Raw genomic sequence first — 979 nt, 5'->3', positions numbered from 1 at the left:
CTGATCAGCGAGAAGGGTGCTCGGGGGCGCTTCGGTCATGATCCCATCCTCTCGCCCGGCACCGACAATTCCGGGCCTGCGGTCAAGGCCAGCGAGCTGTTCGCTACTTCGTCGGCGGCGGCACCCCCACCCCGATCGGGCACGCCCTGATAGAGCTGGGCAAACTCGACTGCTCCACCTACCTGGCCAGCTACTACGACGACGAACTGCTGCGCCGCCGGGTCAACACCCAGCTCAACCGGCAAGAATCCCGCCACACCCTGGCCCGCAAAATCTTCCACAACCAAAAAGGCGAACTTCGGCAGAAATATAAAGAAGGCCAGGAAGACCAACTCGGAGCGCTAAGCTTTCCGACCAACGTCTGTACTCTATGGAACACGGCTTATACGGCCTGCGTCCTGGAAGAAATGCGAGCCGAGGGTAAGAAGATCTCCGCCGCCGACATCGCACGGCTATCGCCTCTGGGCTTTGAGTATTTGAACATGCTCGGCCGCTACAGCTTCTCCCTGCCCGAGCTGGTCCGCGGCGGGCAGCTGCGGCCGTTGCGCACGTCCCCGCCCGCCGAGTAACCCCCTCGCGTTCAGCGCGCTGGATGCTCCTGAGCCGGAAGGTGTCGGCGAGCATTCAGCGTACCTGCTCATGCGAGATCCCGGCGCTCGTACCAATCTTGCGCAGGCCCCACCCCTCACCCCGCGTGTCCGCCATCGCCACCATCAGCGCCACACCGGTCACCTCTTCCAGCATCGCGCGCAGCTCCGCCAACCGGTGCAGCTGTACCGCAGGCGCCGGGACTGTAGAAAAAACGGCTCCGTCTCTCTTTCGGCTCTGTCGCAGATTCGGTGGTGACGGAACGTCTCCTGCGTCACGGTGAGTCATGGGTGATGTCGACGAGCTGGTGAGTGTCGTGTTCTCGGGCTTATTGCCGCTGGTCGTGGAGTCTGTGGCAGATGAGGGGGAACATATCCGGGTGCGGGCGCGG

Annotated in this window: 2 protein-coding genes; one reads left to right on the top strand and one right to left on the bottom strand. The window is 63.2% G+C overall.

What is annotated here, in order from left to right; translation table 11 throughout:
- The first annotated feature begins 134 nt into the window (after window positions 1-134).
- The gene (locus ACTOQ2_RS43925) at window positions 135-569 is read left to right on the top strand and encodes a Tn3 family transposase (protein WP_440107978.1); all 435 of its coding nucleotides are present in this window, start codon (window positions 135-137) and stop codon (window positions 567-569) included.
- Window positions 570-624: 55 nt separating this feature from the next.
- On the opposite strand, the gene ACTOQ2_RS43920 is transcribed toward ACTOQ2_RS43925, so the two are convergent.
- On the bottom strand, window positions 625-762 hold the full coding sequence (locus ACTOQ2_RS43920; protein ID WP_440107976.1) for a hypothetical protein: 138 nt from the start codon (window positions 760-762) through the stop codon (window positions 625-627).
- Window positions 763-979: the final 217 nt, after the last annotated feature.

Source organism: Streptosporangium sp. H16, assembly GCF_051918855.1.
Lineage (GTDB): Bacteria > Actinomycetota > Actinomycetes > Streptosporangiales > Streptosporangiaceae > Streptosporangium.
This window is presented reverse-complemented; position numbering and strand designations above follow the sequence as displayed.